This window comes from Mesorhizobium sp. WSM1293 (assembly GCF_000513875.1).
Classification (GTDB): domain Bacteria; phylum Pseudomonadota; class Alphaproteobacteria; order Rhizobiales; family Rhizobiaceae; genus Mesorhizobium; species Mesorhizobium ciceri.
Genome location: NZ_AZUV01000017.1, coordinates 46,824 through 64,453 on the forward strand (window position 1 = coordinate 46,824; position 17,630 = coordinate 64,453).

The window sequence follows — 17,630 nt, forward strand, 5'->3', positions numbered from 1 at the left end:
ACGTCAGTCCCCGAGCCAATTCAGCAATGAACCGCCTGGGCAAAAAGCCGGTCCGTGTCTAGCGGGTGAGGTCATAGGAATAGTCCGTCACGCCCGTCTGGCTCGTCTCGCGATCGAGCTTGTCGAAGATCTTGTCGAGGATGGTGGTCAGAACGCGTAAGCCGCCCTGATAGCCCATGAGCGCAAAGCGATGGTGGTGGTGCCGGTCGAAGATCGGAAACGTCAGCCGGATCAGCGGCGTGCCGGTGTCGCGCTCCAGATACTTGCCATAGGAATTGCCGATCAGCAGGTCCACTGGCTCGGTGAAGAGCAGCGACCGCATAGCCCAAAGGTCCTTGCCCGCCCAGACCTGAGCGTCCTTGCCGAAGGGCGAGGATGCAAGCAGTTCCTTCAACTCGGCTTCCCACGCCGAGGAGCCGTTGGTGGCGAGGCAGTGTGTCGGCTCGCCGCCCGTTTCCAGGACGAAGCGGGCCATGGCGTACACGAAGTCCGGGTCGCCGTAGATCGCGTATTTCTTACCGTGCAGCCAGGACTGGCTGTCCGCCATGGCATCAACCAGCCGGCCGCGCTCCAGCCGGATTGCTTCGGGGATCTCCTTGCCGGAAAGCGCCGAGACCTTCATCAGCAATTCGTCAGTCGCCTGGACGCCGAGCGGATAATGGAAGGAAGCCGTGGCCTGCCCAACTTGTCCGCAATAGTCCAGCGTTTTTCGCGTGTTGTAGTGCTGCAGCGAAAGCGTTGCCTCGGCGTCGAGTGCCCCCCTCACCTCTTCGATCTTCGTGCCGCCGTCATACATGCGGTATTCCCCGTCCGACGGCGTGTCGAACTGGTCGGACGCGTCCTGGATGAAGGTGTAGGACACACCCATCACATCGAGCAGACGTTTGAGCTCCCGGTTGTTGCCAACGCAGAAACCGTCGAAGCCCGGAATGACGTTGATGCTTCCCTTGGTTTCCGTGCGCTGCTGGCCTTTCCAGAAGTGCTCCAGAATACCCTTGAGCATGCCGTCATAGCCGTCGACATGGCTACCGACGAAGGCTGGCGTGTGGGCAAAGGGCACGTCGAAGTCGCGCGGGACCGAGTTTTCGTCTTTGGCGTTCTGGATGAAGCTGTGCAGGTCGTCGCCTATGACCTCGGCCATACATGTCGTCGACACTGCGATCATCTTCGGGTCGTAAAGCTGGTATGTGTTGGCGAGCCCGTCGACCAGGTTCTTCAGACCGCCGAACACTGCCGCGTCCTCGGTCATCGAGGAGGAAACCGCCGAAGCAGGTTCCTTGAAATGGCGCGACAGGTGCGAGCGGTAATAGGCGACGCAGCCCTGGCTGCCGTGGACGAAGGACATGGTCCGCTCGAAGCCCGCGGCCGCGAACACTGCACCAAGCGGCTGGCAGGCCTTGGCGGGATTGATCACAAGCGCTTCCCGGGCGAGGTTCTTGTCGCGGTATTCCCAGGTCTTGGTAAATTCGCCTTGATCGGTAACGATCTGATCCGGGTGCGGACATTCGAAATTCAGCTTTTTCTCGGCGAGCATTTGCCTGTATTCCGGCTCGCGGAACAGGGGAGCGTGGTCGAGAATCTTTTCGGCCGACTGCGGCATTGGTATTCCTCTTTTTAATCTGGCCGCGCCATTCCGCAGCTCAGATAGTCGAGACGTTTCCGGTAGTCCCGAGGCTCACAAGCTCGCGGGGTTCATGGTCTCTCTGGGGAGACCGGGTCAAGGACTGGGCGTCTATTCGGCAGCTATCGCCCGCCCACTGGGCGGGCGTTCCTTCCAAGGAGCGTGGTAGAGATCCCAGACCGGATTGTTGATGGCAAGATCCACGTCACGGGCGAAAATGGCGAAGCCATCATAGCCGTGATAAGGTCCCGAATAGTCCCACGAGTGCATCTGACGGAACGGAATGCCCATCTTCTGCACCGGGTATTTTTCCTTGATGCCGGAGCCCACGAGGTTGGGGCGAACTCCCTCTATGAACTTCTCCAACTCGTAGCCGGTAACGTCGTCGTAGATCAGCGTGCCGTTCTTCACGTAGTGAGCGGTGCGCTGGTAGTCGTCGTTGTGGCCAAACTCGTAGCCGGTGCCGACGATCACCATGCCGAGGTCCTCGTAAGCTGTGATGACGTGGCGGGGGCGCAGGCCACCGACGTAGAGCATGACGGTATTGCCTTCGAGGCGCGGCCGGTACTTGGAGATGACGGCGTCGACAAGCGGTCTGTACTTGGCGATCACCTTCTCGGTTTTCTCCTCGATTTCCGGTCCAAAATGCTTGGCTATGTTGCGCAGGGAGGTTTCGATCTGGGACGGTCCGAAGAAATTGTACTCCATCCAGGCAACGCCATACTTTTCCTCCATATGCCTGCAGATGTAGTTCATCGAGCGGTAACAGTGGATGAGATTGAGCTTGGCCTTTGGCGCGCGCTCAATCTCGGCCAGTGTTGCGTCGCCCGACCAGTTGCCGACCACGCGCAATCCTATCTCCTCAAGCAAGATGCGCGAGGCCCAGGCATCGCCGCCAATGTTATAGTCGCCGATCACATTGACATCATAAGCACCGGCCTCGAAGTCGACGTCCGTCTTGTCGAAGACCCAGTCGCGGATCGCATCGTTGGCGATGTGGTGTCCGAGTGATTGCGAGACGCCGCGGAAGCCCTCGCAACGGACCGGCACAATGGTCTTTTCGTACTCCTTTGCCTTCTTGCGAGAAACTGCCTCGGTGTCATCACCAATGAGACCGATCGGGCATTCGGATTGCACGGTGATGCCGTTGTTCAGCGGAAACAGCACCTCGATCTCGTCGATGATCTGCTCCAGTTTCTTGTCACCGCCGAAGACAATGTCTTTCTCCTGGAAATCGGAGGTGAATTGCATTGTCCCGAACGTATCGATGCCCGTTGTGCCCACATAGTAATTGCGGCGCTGTGACCAGGAATATTGGCCGCAGCCGACGGGGCCGTGCGAGATATGGACCATATCCTTGACTGGGCCCCAGACCACGCCCTTTGAGCCGGCATAGGCGCAGCCACGGATTGTCATCACCCCGGGGATGGACTTGATGTTCGATTTGACGTCGCATTCGGAAAGAATCTCACTTTCCCCGCCAGCCTCATCCCCGCTCTTTGCGATGCTCAGGTGTTTTTTGCGGCGCTTCGCCGCCTTGTCGGGATATTGCGATAGCACCTCCTCGATAAGCTTCGCATGGAGAGCACCATCATTCTCGTATTCCAGGCTCATGGGACCCCTTTCAAGGTGTCTGATGACGCCTCACCAATGAGGCGCCGTTCTTGGCAAGGCGCCCCACCTCGAGAGGCGACCATATCGGTCGTTACTGGGCGGCCGTCTTGGCCGCTTCCTTGGCCTGCAGCTCGGCAAGCATCTGCTCGTCGGTTTTCATGATGCCGAAGTCGAGCAGCATCTCCTCGAGCTCCTCCATGGTGATCGGCGTCGGGATGGTGCCCTGGCCAGAATTGGCATGGATCTTCTCGGCCAGCGCGCGGTACTCCCCGGCCTGCTTGGAATCCGGCGCATACTGGATAACTGACATCTTCCTGAGCTCGGCGTGCTGAACGATGTTGTCGCGCGGCACGAAATGGATGAGCTTGGAATTGAGCCTGGAAGCCAGGGCTTCAGCGAGGTCGAGCTCACGGTCGGTCTGGCGTTCGTTGCAGATCAGGCCGCCGAGCCGCACCCCGCCCGAATGGGCATATTTCAGGATGCCCTTGGCGATGTTGTTGGCGGCATAGAGCGCCATCATCTCCCCGGACATGACGATGTAGATTTCCTGCGCCTTGCCCTCGCGGATCGGCATTGCGAAACCGCCGCAAACCACATCGCCCAGCACGTCGTAGGAGACATAGTCGACATCGTCATAGGCGCCGTTCTCCTCGAGGAAATTGATTGATGTGATGACGCCTCGGCCGGCGCAGCCAACACCCGGCTCCGGGCCGCCGGACTCCACGCATTTGATGCCTCTGTAGCCAATCTTGAGCACGTCCTGCAGCTCGAGATCTTCCACCGAACCTTCCTGGGCCGCCAGATGCAGGACAGTATCCTGAGCCTTCGAGTTCAGGATCAGGCGTGTGGAGTCGGCTTTGGGGTCGCAGCCGACGATGAGAATTCTCTGCCCGAGGTCGACCAGGGCGGCGAGCGTGTTTTGGGAGGTGGTGGACTTGCCGATACCGCCCTTTCCGTAAAAGGCGATCTGACGCAGACCTGACATTATAGATTTCCTTCCTTTTCCATCGTCGCGGCTGCCCGCAATATGAATGCCGATGGGCAGCTCTTGCCGCCTCACACCGAAAGGGTCTCAAGACTCGTGCCAAGCAGACTGGTGGATAACCAACAGGGATTTTTTCGTTTGTTGCCCGCGACTTAGGTTGGGCAACAACAAGTGTTTGCTGCCAGACAAGAGATTGTCGCAACCAGCCCTGTAGCGGACCCGACATTGCCAGACACAAGGCGTAAGCTTCGAAGCCGACACCGGAAGAACTTGGGGCTTCGAGCTAGGACCCACTTTTGGCTGCGTACGGGCGGCGGCAAAAGCGACCGGCTTGCGCGCCTCCCGTCGCGGGTCTTCCGACGTGCCTGCTGGCAGCTGGTTGCGCTTGGCTGGTTCGAGACTGACCCACGAAGTCGGCATGGAGCATGCGTGATGCTACGACTGCCGACGATCACATCCCGTCCGACTCGGAATACCCGGCACTGATATTGCACGCGGCGCTGTCACAACATGTCGGGCAGCGATGGACATTCCCTTCGTGCGAGACCGCCACAACGGCGTGCTCCTGGCATGAATGGGGGTCAATGCAGCCAATTCATGCTGCAGTTGCACCCAAGCTGGCGAGCTTATTCATGACGCAATCCGCGACAGGCTTCATAGAGACTTTTCTGCACGGCCCAGAAAAGCCGGATCGACGGTCTCGTCCCGCATGGGGCGCGGTCATATCGCTTGGCCTGGGGACCTTCGGGCTTGTGGCGGCAGAGCTTTTGCCTGCCAGCGTGCTGACGCCGCTCGCGCATGATCTGCATATCACAGAGGGTGCGGCTGGACAGACGATGACAGCGACTGCCATTGCCGCGGCGATTTCGGCGCCAACGATCGCCTTCGTAACAAAGCGCCTCGACCGCAGAGTCGTCCTGTGGGCGATGATGCTGCTTCAGATCGTGTCCAACCTTCTGGCGGGTGTCGCCTGGTCGCTGCCGGTTTTCCTGGCGGCACGCGTGGTGCTCGGCATTGCGCTCGGAGGCTTCTGGTCGATTTCGGCATCGCTGGCGGTGCGGCTGGTTCCAAATCACCTCGTGCCGCGCGCCCTATCAATCATCCTCACCGGCGTTTCCGTCGCTATCGTTTGCGCGCCTCCAATCGGCGCCTATGTCGGCGACATATGGGGATGGCGAGCCACCTTCATGATCGCCGCTGCCGTCAATGCCTTTACATTGCTGGTCAAACTCGTAACCCTTCCGACATTACCGCCGGTTGAAACGGCTGGATTCCGCTGCCTGCTGAATGTGGTCAAGAAGCCAACCATCAAGGTCGCGCTTTTGGTGGTGCTGCTGGTCGCTTCTGGGCACTTCGCCAGCTTCACCTATGTCCGGGCTTATCTCGAGAAGATTCCCGGGCTCCGGATCGAGACGATCTCGCTGCTGTTGCTCGTTTCGGGCCTATGCGGATTTTTCGGCAATTTAGCCGGCGCATTCCTGGCCAAACACAGCCTCAAGGCAGTCGCGGCGCTGCCGCCGCTGCTCATGGCGATAGCCGCCGTCTCGTTGCTGATGCCTGGAGCATCGGCCTTCGCCTCGGCCATTGCGGTTGCTGTATGGAGTTTTGGCTTCGGTGCGGTGCCGGTGGGAGTACAGACTTGGATGGTGCTGCGCGCCGTTCCCGAGCAGGCCGAAAGCGCCGGTGTGCTGATGACCTCAACGTTCCAAATCGCCATCGCGGCCGGCGCGATCTTCGGCGGAATGCTTGTGGATAATGCCGGCGTCGCCAGTGTGTTCGCCTACAGCGCGGTTGCCACTTTCCTTGCCGCCCTCACAGTGTTCCTGTTCGGACCGAAACGTGCAACCTAACCTCTGACGGGCGAGACCTTCAGCTCAGCGCCTGCGATGCAGCCGCACCAGCCGCGCGGCGCGTTGCCCGCGACCACTTTGTCGGTCAGGCCTGATCTCGCCTAGGCCGCATGGATTGCGACTGCTGCCGCCGGGCCTTGACCAGTGCCGGGCGCCTCGCCGCCTTAACCGTTCGCGACTCCATCGGTGGCCCAATCAGCAAGCTCTACCAAGCCAGGGACGCGGTATGATCGACGACAGCGATAGCTTTGGCAAGCACCTGCGCGCATGGCGCCGCCTGACCGCAATGCGAGTTCGCTTCAGCGCCGGAACGGGCCTATTCGCTGGAACAACCTCCGTGGAAATCGACAGGGTCCTTCGGTCCGAAATTAAGGACTTTGGGAGATGCATCAAACACATCGCGCAAAAGCGCCAGCATACTCGAAATTCGTTTCGTCAAAGCCGCGCGCAGGGCAATGGTTGCAAGATTTGGCGATTGCCCCCAGATGGTACCGAGCAGCCGCGACATTTTAGTTATCAGCTATGTCGGCCCATCGGTCAGGTTCGCTTTCTTTGGCGTGCGTAACTGTCGATCCGAAAGTCGGGGCGACGTGGTGTTCAGCGGACGTCGCGTCGCTCGATCGACGATCGAACCCATCAGCGCTTCCATCGGTCCTCGCTGGAATAAGCGCAGCCAAAGCACCGCGAAAGCGCTTACAACCACGATGAGGCCAAACAGCGCGGACAGTGAGTGAGGTCTTCCAAGCATATATATTCCCAGAATGTGCAGAAGATAGGCCGTCAAAGGCATCGAGCCGACCGCGATTATTGGTGAGACCAGCTTTCGCATGAACGGGAGCGCATCCATAGCAAGCGAGCAAGCCGCCACGATGATCATTGCGCAACCGGCGCTGCCAAAAATCCAAAACGTCGTCTCGCTATGAGGCGAGGCAATCCATAGCCAACTCGTTGTGAGATCGTCCAAGTCCAGCCACCACCAGGGCTGAGGAGCCAGCTCAAGTTCTTGCAGATTGGCCAGCTCTGCGCTTACCTCAGGCATCAAATGCAGCGCGAGCCAGGATCCTCCAAAGCCCAACACGGCCAGCGCGACGCCGGCTACACCGAGGCGCAAATGCATTGCGCGCGTGCGAAGGTCAAAGCGCGCAATGGCCATGCCTGCGATCAGCAAAGGGACCCAGGTCAAGGCGGGATAGGTGCCGCTGACCAGCAGGGTGAACACCTCGGGGTCTGAGCGCCCGGAGCCAAACATTTTGAGAAGGAGGAAACGCACCTGCGGGAGAACCAATGCCGTTGCCGCCGCGAGCAATCCGAGCCGCTGTGCGCTGAGCCGACATAGCGGCAGGACCAACAGGAAGCAGACGCCGTAGTATGCCAGAATGACCGAGACGGGCGCGTTGACATAGGCGAGGATTTCGCCAAGGGCGAGCAGGATAAGGGCGCGAATTACAACCTTGGCAATGGCCTGTCTACCGGCTAGCGCCGATTTCGGCGGGTTGCGGCCGGCAATCAGGATGAGCGAAAAACCCGTTAATACGGCAAACAGGACGGACGACCGCCCAAAGGGGAATTCCATCATACGCCCGGCCAGTCCGTCGCCCCTGCCGGGACCGACATGGACGGCACACATGCCGAAGACGGCCAAGCCGCGAGCAAGGTCGATGCCGATCAGCCGAGCCGCAGGCCACCCATCTCGTGGCCCGTTCTCCAGGATTCGGTGCGGCACTGCCATGGTGGGTTCCTTCGTTGGTTGTGTCCATCGCGGGAACCGCGATGAGGGCCTGTCGGCTGCTGCCGTCCTCTCGCCCCGGGCGCAAAGCTCGTGCCAATGGCGGGTCGAGCCTAAAGCCTGCCCGCAATCACGGACGTGGGTCGCCTAGCCTGTGGCGCGGACTGGACAACCGGCACAAGTGTCACGAAGCCGACGTTTTGCACGGATGAGCGGTCCGAAAGATCACTGAACAAGGACTATCCGCGACCAGCACGCTTCCGGGCCTCGGCCAGCTTCAGCCGTTTGGTGAACGGCTGGCCCTAGCCACCGTCGCCAGATGATCTTCAAGATTCGCCGAACAGCAGCGGATCGGGTTTCGCCGCCTGCTGGACCTGAAGAGCCGGGGAAAAGCGCTTGCGCCTCGGTGCGACCGAGGCAAGCACACCTGGCCGCAATTGAGGCCATCGGCTCACCGGCCCGTCCCACCTGAGTCGGTAAGGCTACGCCGAGATGGAAGCGTGGTGCTCCGACAAGAGGGAATCGCCAAGGTGACTTGGCGGAGGACGCCCTGAAAGGGCCGCACCTATATCGATGTTCTGCTATTGCAAGGTGTCAGCGCAACGACTTCACCGTCGCAATTACCCCGACAGCTTCATGGCATCGAACCCGTCCCACGGGAGAAACCGACGAGCTTGGGAGATAGGGCGTAATCTGCTCTCAATGACCGTTTGAAGGTCACGAGGTTACGTGCAGCACAGTTCGGCGCGAGCCAGCGAGACCCCTGCCAATCATCGGACCGAGGCTCTCGCTCGAATTGCGGAGGTCCCACCGACAAGATCCTCGCAATTTGCGTGCCCGGCTGGCGCTCCGTAGCGTTCCGCCCTTCCCGCTAGCCAGCGGCGGCTTGGCGACCTTTCGGTCGGCCTTGCGACAATTCTAGTCCGGTTTCCGACACAGAAGGTTTGAGGGGCGCACACGGCGACACCGTTGGAACGCCAAGCATGTCATCATCGTAGCCGAGCCGAATTCGATTTTCATCGACCCTGACCCGATTGCCGAACAGTGGCCGCCATGGATTGCTGCCACAGGCGTGTGTTCGCGTCAGTCATGCCTCTGCGCACACAAAAACACATTGGACTGGGGCGCACTTTGCCCTCGCTGCGGTGCCCTCGGCATGGGCTTGCGCTTGTGTGGTGCGCGTTTGCGGGCCGGCGCGGAGCGTAAATATCCGGGCTACACACGGGACGGCTATGGCACGCATCCGGCTTGGCGAAAGACGTCGTCCCGAGAGCGGAGCGTTGGTGCAGAGCAGCTTCAACTGCAATGGCATGCCTCTTGCTCCTCATGCTCAGAGCCCATCGAACACGATGAAAACGGACACCGAACCATGGCTGGCACGCGAAGCTCTAAACGATCGGCACAGGCCGCATTGGTTGTCATCGCTGAAGACCGCGCATCGCCCGGTTTGGAGGTCCGAGCATCTGGAGCCGGGCCGTTCCCCATACATCCGACGGGGGGAAGAGTGGGAAGCCGCATAGGCATCGTCTCGCACACCGGCAGCACCCGAGCGCGGCAATCCGCCAGTCTCAGTAAAATCCAGTGCGCCAGTTTCTTCAAAAGGAGCAAGTTGATGACCGGTCAGAAGAAGGTCCCCTTCGTCACGTTTCTCACGCGCGTTCGCGATGATTCAGTCCAGGGGCCAAATCCGTACCGTTGGGAAGAAAAAACGTCGGACGACTACTTTGCCGGCAAGCGCGTCATCCTGTTCTCGCTGCCTGGTGCTTTCACCCCGACATGCTCGACCTACCAACTGCCCAATTTCGAAGATCTCTACGAGGAGTTCAAGAAACAAGGAGTCGACGCGGTCTACTGCCTCTCCGTCAACGATGCCTTTGTCATGAATGCATGGGGAAAGTCCTTGGGGCTGCAGAAGGTCGAACTGATTCCGGATGGGTCTGGCGAGTTCACGCGCAAAATGGGCATGCTGGTGGCCAAGGACAATCTGGGCTTCGGCATGCGCTCCTGGCGCTACGCGGCTCTGCTCAACAATGGCGTGGTGGAGCAGTGGTTCGAGGAGGAAGGTTTCTCCGATAACTGCGAGACCGACCCCTATGGCGTCTCATCCCCGCAGAACGTCCTTCAATCGTTGAAGGACGCCGCGTGACCTGGTCAAGATCGGCATGCGCAACTGCGTTTGGGCGACGCTATGGGACGCAGAGGGCGAGGCTCTGAAGCCCGCGGCCCGTGATGTCATTCAAACGTCGCGGCTTTGCAGCGTCGACCTGTGAGAGATCCAATTAGCCACGGCCAAGAGCTTCTTTGACAGGAATACCGAACCGACCATGAAATCGTCCTTCAGCCTCCTTCAGAAACAGGCTCTCGCAGCATCGCCTCAACTCATCGAGTCGATTCGCCTGCTGCAACTGACGCATGCCGAACTGCATCAGTTCGTGGACCAGGAGCTTGAGAAGAATCCACTGCTGGAGCATGCGCCAAAAGACGAAGGGCTGTCTGGCGAGGTTGAGGGACCGACCTGGGCAGGGTCCCCGGACCTGCCCAGGCAAGGGAAGTCCCAGCCAAACGCAACAACCGCCACGCCGGGCGAACGTCCTGCCTACGAGGAGTTTGTCGCCCTAGCCGAAACGTTGCACGACCATGTCGCTCGTCAGATCTCCCTCACCGCTTTCACACCGCACGAGCGGGTGATAGCTCATCAGCTTGCCGGTCATCTGGATGATACCGGCTATCTTCGGGTGAGTCCTTCCGATCTGGCTGAGACCCTAAACGTCGGGCTGACTGAAGTGGAACGGGTGTTGGGCGTCTTGCAGCGCCTCGATCCTCCGGGAATCTTCGCACGATCGCTCAGCGAATGTCTCGAGATACAGTTGCGCGAGAAAAACCGCTTCGATCCGGCGATGGCGGTTTTGGTTGCCAACCTTGAGCTGCTTGCGCGACGCGATTTTCAGACATTGAAGCAGCGTTGCGGCGTCGATGAAGAAGATCTTCTCGACATGCTGCAGGAAATCCGCGCGCTTGACCCTAAACCTGGAAACACATTCCAGTCGGGAACGCCCGAGTGCGTCATACCGGACGTATGGGTCCTGCGCTCGCCCGGAGGTGGATGGCAGATCGAACTTGATCCGAACACGCTGCCCAAGGTGCTGATCAACCAAAGCTATGTAGCGGAGGTTTCCTGCAGAGCTGCGAAAAAATCGAAGGACATGACATTTCTCAATGAATGCATGCAAAACGCGAACTGGTTGATCCGCAGCCTCGATCAGCGCGCCAAGACAATCCTTAAGGTCGCCACGGAAATCGTACGTCAGCAGGATGCTTTTCTGGAATATGGCGTCGCCCACCTGCGGCCTCTCAATCTCAGGACGGTCGCTGAGGCGATCAACATGCACGAGTCAACCGTGAGCCGGGTGACGTCGAACAAGTACATGGTTACCCCACGCGGCGTGTTCGAGCTCAAATATTTCTTCACTGTCGCGATCGCCTCCTGCGAAGGCGGTGACGCGCACTCCGCGGAAGCTGTCCGTCATCGGATCAGAGCGATGGTCGCCGAAGAATCGCTTGATAACATGCTCTCTGACGACGACATCGCTGACCGGCTCAAGGAATGCGGCATAGATCTCGCTCGCCGCACGGTCGCCAAATATCGCGAGGCGATGAACATCCCCTCCTCCATACAGCGGCGCCGGGAAAAGCGCTTGTGGCGCGACGGCGATCAAGGGCGCAAGGCCTCGTGACCAGGCGTAGCCCCTAAGTCAAATGTGATGCGTTCTTCGCGTTCGTGCTCCTCCGGGCCGAAGCAACTGTCGAAATCGCGGCATTCCCGGCAATTGGGCGCAGTACATAGCGAGAACCCTTCGGCCTCACAGAGTTTGCGATAAAAGTACTTCTTCCATTTCATGTTTCGTGTGTTGCCGGCCGCGAGCATTGGAAAATGCGTGGCAAGCAGGCGATTGAGCTCGGCCCGATTGAGAAGACCAAGATCCTGCCACAGATGATCATCGCGCATGGCACGCCGGGCAACGATCTTGGCGAAGCGCGCGCTCGCCGGGTCGCTCGGCCGGGCATGCGCCAGGAGCAGGCCGCGCAGAAGTTCTTCCTCCATGCCCGGCTCAGGATCGCTGACGTCCTCCAAGGCTAAGGCTGCCAGTGCGGTTGCGGACAAACCCCCAGGCAGGACCTGGCGCAGCTCGGCGAGGGACAAGCCTGTCGACTCCGTCGCAGTCGCTTCGCCAGCCTCGACCTCCTTGAGCGCACACGAGAGAACGCAGGCAAGAACATGCTTGTCGAACCCCCTCTCGGGCTCGATGGTGGGGCATTGGCCGGCGCCGATACATGCGTCTTTATGGGCGGACATGGTCCTGTTCTCCTGGTTTGTTTCGCGATGCAGCGGCCCAGCCTTGAGCAACACTGGGTCCGACTACGGGCACGCCGGCGCGTGCTCGACTCCAGTACAGCGGCCGCGGGTCGACCGCATGACCAGGCCTCGAGCTGGCCTTCGAAGTCACCGCCCTAGACCATGACCCATAGCGTTGTTGATAGGGGATGATCCGGTCTCCCGGTTCGGTCTGGCAGCATTGTCCCTGGTCGAAATTTCCCAACCGGGTCTGCGACACGATCTGACCCGGGTTCAGGATGATGAGCGGCTCTACAAGCTCCAGCCAGCGACGCAGACCGGCCTCCTTGGTACGCTGGTGGTGGAGAGCAGAGCACGAGCCGCGGCGTGGCGCGGTCCCTGCCGGCCCATCTTTCCCTTGGAGTTGTCGCGGTGGCGTTGGAAGTTTCACAGTCCGTAGTCATACTGATGCGGTTGCGTGGTTGTGAAGGCATCGTCATGAGAAGCAATGCGACGCTTGCCCAGCGCATAGACCGGATCGTGCGGATACGGTGCTCCAATCGGCTGTCGCGTGCCGAAGCGTTCTGCCTCCAGGACCAAGGTTGGGATCTGCTCCTCCAGCCAGTCATAGACAACGGTCCGTTCGGCAATCCGCCACTCCCCTTCCCGCTTTTGAAACAGATCGCAGTAGCGCCCGCATAGAAAGATCTGACGCACTTCTCCGCCTTTGTCTGGTCCGCGTTGCAGCGCGGTGAAATAGCTCTCGACCGTGGCCTGCGCCGCGTCAATGAATTCGATCAGGATGTTCGTGATCTGATGGATGTTGCGCGGTCCGGTCTTGAAGACATCGAGCGCATACCCAATGAAGCCCTCGGCCGAGCCGCGATACGCCCCGTGGCTGTCATGCGCGTCGGGCCAGTAGGCGCTGCGCAGCACCGCCTCATCGGCGCGGTCTGTCCCGCGGCAATACCGAAAGAGGCAGTCGCGGATCGCCTCGCGATCGAGCAGTTCGATGATTCTTGCTTGGCCCGTCGGGTCTGTCGCAGATTCGGCGGTTCCGACGTGTTCCGGGACCTCTGTCTTCGGTTCGAGGGGGGCCTCCGAAACCATTCGCGCAGCGGGGGGATCGTCGATTTCCAGCGCAAGTTCGGGGCAGGATCGCACCCCATCCGACGCAAGCGCTTGCTCCCCGTCCGCAACCTCGATGTCACCGGGGAGGATGTAACCTGCGTCGTCCAGCTTGAAGACTGCCGGCGCTCGCGCCGAACATTGCGCATGACCCTGACATCTGGCTTGGTGAACGATGATGCGCAAGGCGACCTCCAACGTCTGTGCTCCCGGCTCAGGCCGGGCTAGGTTTAGCCCCACTCCAGGATCAGATTTTCAATCCCGAACAGTTGTCCGCCATGGGTGATGGGTGCTGTTCCCTCCTTGATCCGAAAGGGCGGCAGGCGCGCCAGCCACTCCTCCAGGCCAATGACAATTTCCCGCCGGGCAAGATGTGAGCCAAGGCAACGGTGGGGACCATAGCCAAAGGCGGCGTGGCGGATGCCTTCTCGGGTCAGATCGACCGTGTTGGGAGATTCGAATTCCGCCGGGTCACGATTTGCGATCATTGTGGCGCAGGAAACAAAGTCCCCCTTGCGGATCGGCGCGCCTTCGAAGTCGATATCTCTTCGTGCCACGCGGATCAGATGGACGGTCGGAAAGGCGCGCAGCAGTTCTTCGGCTGCACGCACGATCCGGTCCGGTTCTTTTCGGAGCAATTCCTGATCTTCCAGGTTTCGTGCTAGATAGGCCAAGTCAAAGCCTATGGCTGTAGCGACCGTGTCGAGCCCCGCCACCAAAACGAGCACGCCAATGCCACGGACCTCCTGGTCTGTCAGCCCGCGGCCCTCGACCTGCGCCTGCACAATGAAGCTCATGAAATCGTCGACGGGCTTTTTGCGGCGCATCGCCGCCAGCTCGTCTATGAACGCCACAATCGTCCGAGCCGCCGCCGGCCGTCTCACATCATCGCCGTGGAGCAGATCTCTCGCCCAGGCAACAAACGTCTCAAGACGGTGCTCCGGCAGTCCGATGAAGCGAAGGAAGATGCTGACCGCGAAAGGAAAGGCGAAATCCTTCATGACATCGCAGCTTGTTCCCGACGAGGCGATCCTCGTGATAAGCGCTTTCGCTCGCTCGCGGATGGCGGGCTCCAGTTCCGTTACACGCTTCGGGGAAAAGAGCGGATTGAGCAATGAGCGAAAGACTGCATGGGAAGGGGGATCGAGTTCGAGCGGGATCGTCGGCCAGTCTTCGCCCAGGGCGGATGCGAAGACATTGCGATGACTGGAAAAGTTTTCGGTCTCCTGCAGCACCCGGCGCTGATCTGCGGCGCGAGTGATGACCCAAGCACCCTGCCCGGTACGCGTGTTCCAGGGCGAATAGAAGATACGCGGTCCGGCATGCACGCAAGCGATTGCTGCGTGCGGGTCGCCGTTGGGCGTCGGAGACATGCCTGGCGAGGAGAAGAGGCTGAAGTCGCCTACCATTTCCGGCGGGACATGATCTGGAACCGGGATGGTCGCCATTTGGTTCTCCTGAGTTCAGGCGTTTACGCTCGGTTGAGATCGCCAGGCTGTTCGCCACCGCTGGGCTCCGCAACGCACCGCCAACACGTCTCCGATGACAAAATCGAGCAAGTTGCGTGCCGCGCAAGCGTACCATCGGCACCCCGCTCATTCTGCGATGCGGCGGTCCGTATGAGGCTACCATTTGGCGGGCATCAGACATTCTTGTCCGGCTCCAGACACCACAGGATGGCGCATGAAGATCGAACGGGGCGCCTCGTGGACCGAGGCCGAGTATCGATCGAGGTCACCTGCCACTCCGGACGCAGCTCGGCGGCAGAAAAGCCGCTCGCCGCGCGCCCTCCACAAGCGCCGTAGCGAGCGAGCGGCTTTGCGTCGTCGTCGACACTTGCTCGATAACTCGGATTGCTGAGACCAATCCGAGGGAGGCTCGAGGACCGACCTGAGACGCACATTGCTGGCTGAGGTCAAATCAATAGGGCAGCCCCGTCAGGGTCGCGACGCTATTTCCCAGCTACAGCGGTCAGCCGCGCGGCTTAACGAAAAGCAAGCCGTTCTGCCGCCTGGCTTTTGACGGGATCTTTGTCGAACGCATCGTGCCAACAAACCCATATTTGGTGAAATGCCGTCTAGGGAATTTCATTATGATGCCGGCTTTCAGCATTTGCTGAAAAAACGTACAGCAGTGAAATACCAGGCGGAGGGGCGCAGTTTGGATCAGGAACTGCCTGCCCGCCGAAGGCGATGATCTCCATCGCGAACTCGTCAGGCACGATTTCCGCGTGAATGCGCCCGCAAGCTCCGATAACCAGTCTCTGAAAAAAACCGTTTACCCAATTCAACCGCATTGGCGCTGAAATTCATCCACCAGCTGTAACGCGCACCGATTCCGAACATGCCGTCCATACCGATGCGAACGCGCATTCAACCGGGGGGGTAATGCGAACGACCCAGACGCTCATAGCAAGTACCATGTGTAGCACCCCGTGTGTGGCACTCGGGCCGGCCTAAGCCCAATTTTGCCTGGCCAGAGGCGTAAGAAGACCTATGTCGGGCCTCGCATAACCATCCGGACGCTAGACTAAGACTAGCTTTTCGAGCTCGGCATCAGACGCCGAGGCCCCTGCTGCTGATGGAAAATTCGAGGATGCCTTTGTGGAGGCCGTCCTCTGGAAATTTGACTCAGCCGCCAATCGACTTCACCTGGACCCATTCCTGCCGCCGCTGCCGTACATGGCGGGCACCCGGAATTGACTGACAACACACCCGCCGCGACCAGCGGACGCGTTTGCCTGAATTGAGCAGCTTTAGCGCGGGGTTCGGGTTGGGGCTCACCGCAACGGCAGCGATTGGCGGCGATTCTCGCCAAACGCGGAAACGCTCGTGGGAATGGAGCCTGTGCCTGGAGGCGATCCGCGGCGGCCCCAAATCCGCAGCTGTGTCCTGGTTGGCGTCCGCGGCACAGCGATGGTCAGCAAAGTCCAAAGTAGCGGCCCGCAGACCGCGCGAGAACGGAAATCAAGACGCATCGGTGTTGCCTCAAGCAGCGGTCGAACGGGGAATGCGCGGAAGGTTCTCGGCCAGTGACCGCCAGTCGTCGCGCTCGGATTCGCTTTCCTCGCGCATCCCGAAGAACTGGATGATCATCTTGCCGTCGGCGCCATAAGCTTCAAGTGACGTGAGGTGGCCGTCCCTGGTCGGCTTGCGCACGGCCCAAACCTCGCGGATGTGGTGGGTCCTGAGATGCAGGCGGAAGGTCTTGTCGAGCACATTGATCCAGGGTCCGATCTGCTTGATCGTCTTGATTGGGCCGGACTTGATCGTCTTGATTGGGCCGGAATGGATCTGGATGCAGCCACGATTGCCGACGAAGCACAGGATGGGCATCTCCTCTTCGGCCGCACGATGGAACATGGCGCCCAGCGCAGCATGGTCGAGCAGCCAGGCGTAGTCCTCGCCGACCATGCGCACCGCCTGGCGGCGGCTGAGGTTGAGCGCCTTCAGCATGCCGTAGAACTGGTGCACGTCGCTCAGCTGACTCCAGTGCTCGCGTAGGTCATCGACCGTAGCGGCTTGGTCCGGACTCTTTGCGTCGTTTTCGGCCGACCTCGTCTCAACCGAGATGATCGGTTCCTGGTTGGAGGATTGGAGCTCGTCTATCAGTTTTCGATAGGCATGGAGGTTTGAGGACGGTCTCAGATATACCTTGTGCACTGCCTCGCCTGCCGCGTCGAAGAACAGCAACCCGCGGCGGATGTCCTCGGCTTCGCGTGTCTCCACGGCAAAGCCATGCGTCCACACCTTGGGGAAGATGCGCAAATCAATGTCATTGCCGAGCACCATGGCGCGATGGTTGCCGGTGAACACCTTGTCGTAGACGCCTATCTTCTCATGCATGGCACTGTCATTGCGGGTCAGCGCCATCACCTCGCCGACGGCCTCGAGGCCGGTAAGCACATTATTGACGCGCGGCTCGATGCGCAGCGCGCCAAAACCGCAATGTGCCGCGTAGAGCTCAGCTTCCGAAATGCCCAATTTGGCGGCGAGATCGCGGCCGCGGATGGTGGGACAGTCTTCACGTGCGCGCCGGATTGCCTCCGGCGAAAGTTCCTCGCGCTGGTGCATGTCTTAACCCCTGCGTATTGTCGGTGTTGGGAGCCTTAGTCCTCGCCAAGAGGAGCCTCAAAAGGCGTACCAATTCCCGAAACCATCCCGGAAACCTCGCTTGCATGCAGTTCGAGGAGGAACCGGGGTCCATGCAGGTGTGGCGGAACCGACAAATCCGACAATACGCGTCGATGCTCGACGTATACGCGGCAGTTCCGAAAGGGGAATCCTGGGCGTGTTGGGGATGTAGCGCTGTTCGAAAAGGGCTTTTCCAGTTGGCACACTCCATGCGCGGTAATCCGCAATTCGTCCGCATCA

12 protein-coding genes and 1 pseudogene are annotated in these 17,630 nt (G+C 60.1%); 3 read left to right on the plus strand and 10 right to left on the minus strand.

Going from position 1 to position 17,630, the window contains the following annotated elements; translation table 11 throughout:
* Positions 1–58: 58 nt before the first annotated feature.
* From nifK to nifH, 3 genes are all read right to left on the minus strand, one after another.
* Positions 59–1,600 (minus strand): nitrogenase molybdenum-iron protein subunit beta, encoded by a 1,542-nt coding sequence (gene nifK / locus M729_RS0121215; RefSeq protein WP_027162764.1) that lies wholly within the window; start codon positions 1,598–1,600, stop codon positions 59–61.
* A 132-nt stretch (positions 1,601–1,732) separates the two neighbouring features.
* Entirely contained in the window at positions 1,733–3,235 is a 1,503-nt protein-coding gene (nifD, locus tag M729_RS0121220) for a nitrogenase molybdenum-iron protein alpha chain (protein WP_027162765.1), read from the minus strand.
* A 91-nt stretch (positions 3,236–3,326) separates the two neighbouring features.
* Positions 3,327–4,220: a nitrogenase iron protein gene (nifH, locus tag M729_RS0121225; protein ID WP_027162766.1), complete on the minus strand. Its 894-nt coding sequence runs from the start codon at positions 4,218–4,220 to the stop codon at positions 3,327–3,329.
* Between the two features lie 632 nt (positions 4,221–4,852).
* On the opposite strand from nifH, the gene M729_RS0121230 reads away from it, so the two are divergent.
* Positions 4,853–6,070: an MFS transporter gene (locus M729_RS0121230; protein WP_027162767.1), complete on the plus strand. Its 1,218-nt coding sequence runs from the start codon at positions 4,853–4,855 to the stop codon at positions 6,068–6,070.
* 520 nt (positions 6,071–6,590) lie between these two features.
* Here M729_RS0121230 and M729_RS01000000135515 read toward each other — a convergent pair.
* Entirely contained in the window at positions 6,591–7,799 is a 1,209-nt protein-coding gene (locus M729_RS01000000135515) for a DUF418 domain-containing protein (RefSeq protein WP_084652686.1), read from the minus strand.
* Positions 7,800–9,408: 1,609 nt separating this feature from the next.
* Here M729_RS01000000135515 and M729_RS0121240 point away from each other — a divergent pair.
* Positions 9,409–9,942, plus strand: a complete 534-nt coding sequence (locus M729_RS0121240; protein ID WP_027162768.1) for a peroxiredoxin — start codon at positions 9,409–9,411, stop codon at positions 9,940–9,942.
* A 178-nt stretch (positions 9,943–10,120) separates the two neighbouring features.
* Positions 10,121–11,530, plus strand: coding sequence for an RNA polymerase factor sigma-54 (rpoN, locus tag M729_RS0121245; protein ID WP_027162769.1), 1,410 nt, complete (start codon positions 10,121–10,123; stop codon positions 11,528–11,530).
* Here the strand turns inward: rpoN and M729_RS01000000135520 are convergent.
* From M729_RS01000000135520 to M729_RS0121265, 6 genes and pseudogenes are all read right to left on the minus strand, one after another.
* Positions 11,509–12,150, minus strand: coding sequence for a nitrogen fixation protein NifQ (locus M729_RS01000000135520; protein ID WP_050596307.1), 642 nt, complete (start codon positions 12,148–12,150; stop codon positions 11,509–11,511). The two genes, rpoN and M729_RS01000000135520, sit on opposite strands and share 22 nt — an antisense overlap.
* Before the next feature lie 426 nt (positions 12,151–12,576).
* On the minus strand, positions 12,577–13,146 hold the full coding sequence (locus M729_RS0121255; protein WP_027162770.1) for a nuclear transport factor 2 family protein: 570 nt from the start codon (positions 13,144–13,146) through the stop codon (positions 12,577–12,579).
* A gap of 126 nt (positions 13,147–13,272) precedes the next feature.
* Positions 13,273–13,497: pseudogene (locus M729_RS1000000139330) on the minus strand (ferredoxin); the annotation flags it as partial.
* Complete coding sequence (locus tag M729_RS0121260; protein WP_027162771.1) at positions 13,488–14,705, minus strand: cytochrome P450; 1,218 nt, start codon at positions 14,703–14,705, stop codon at positions 13,488–13,490. The gene M729_RS0121260 and the pseudogene M729_RS1000000139330, both read right to left, overlap by 10 nt.
* Positions 14,706–15,334: 629 nt before the next feature.
* Entirely contained in the window at positions 15,335–15,460 is a 126-nt protein-coding gene (locus tag M729_RS1000000139735; RefSeq protein ID WP_280940181.1) for a hypothetical protein, read from the minus strand.
* A 784-nt stretch (positions 15,461–16,244) separates the two neighbouring features.
* Positions 16,245–17,330 carry a hemin-degrading factor gene (locus tag M729_RS0121265; RefSeq protein WP_027162772.1) on the minus strand — a complete coding sequence of 362 codons (1,086 nt, stop codon included), beginning with the start codon at positions 17,328–17,330 and terminating at the stop codon, positions 16,245–16,247.
* Between the last annotated feature and the right edge of the window lie 300 nt (positions 17,331–17,630).

What these genes read in the sequence shown, in the direction of transcription:
- nifH (WP_027162766.1), bottom strand. Translation starts at nt 4,220, where the DNA reads ATGTCAGGTCTGCGTCAGATCGCCTTTTACGGAAAGGGCGGTATCGGC.
- rpoN (WP_027162769.1), top strand. Translation starts at nt 10,121, where the DNA reads ATGAAATCGTCCTTCAGCCTCCTTCAGAAACAGGCTCTCGCAGCATCG.
- nifK (WP_027162764.1), bottom strand. Translation starts at nt 1,600, where the DNA reads ATGCCGCAGTCGGCCGAAAAGATTCTCGACCACGCTCCCCTGTTCCGC.
- nifD (WP_027162765.1), bottom strand. Translation starts at nt 3,235, where the DNA reads ATGAGCCTGGAATACGAGAATGATGGTGCTCTCCATGCGAAGCTTATC.
- M729_RS0121260 (WP_027162771.1), bottom strand. Translation starts at nt 14,705, where the DNA reads ATGGCGACCATCCCGGTTCCAGATCATGTCCCGCCGGAAATGGTAGGC.
- M729_RS1000000139735 (WP_280940181.1), bottom strand. Translation starts at nt 15,460, where the DNA reads ATGGAGATCATCGCCTTCGGCGGGCAGGCAGTTCCTGATCCAAACTGC.
- M729_RS0121230 (WP_027162767.1), top strand. Translation starts at nt 4,853, where the DNA reads ATGACGCAATCCGCGACAGGCTTCATAGAGACTTTTCTGCACGGCCCA.
- M729_RS0121265 (WP_027162772.1), bottom strand. Translation starts at nt 17,330, where the DNA reads ATGCACCAGCGCGAGGAACTTTCGCCGGAGGCAATCCGGCGCGCACGT.
- M729_RS0121240 (WP_027162768.1), top strand. Translation starts at nt 9,409, where the DNA reads ATGACCGGTCAGAAGAAGGTCCCCTTCGTCACGTTTCTCACGCGCGTT.
- M729_RS01000000135520 (WP_050596307.1), bottom strand. Translation starts at nt 12,150, where the DNA reads ATGTCCGCCCATAAAGACGCATGTATCGGCGCCGGCCAATGCCCCACC.
- M729_RS01000000135515 (WP_084652686.1), bottom strand. Translation starts at nt 7,799, where the DNA reads ATGGCAGTGCCGCACCGAATCCTGGAGAACGGGCCACGAGATGGGTGG.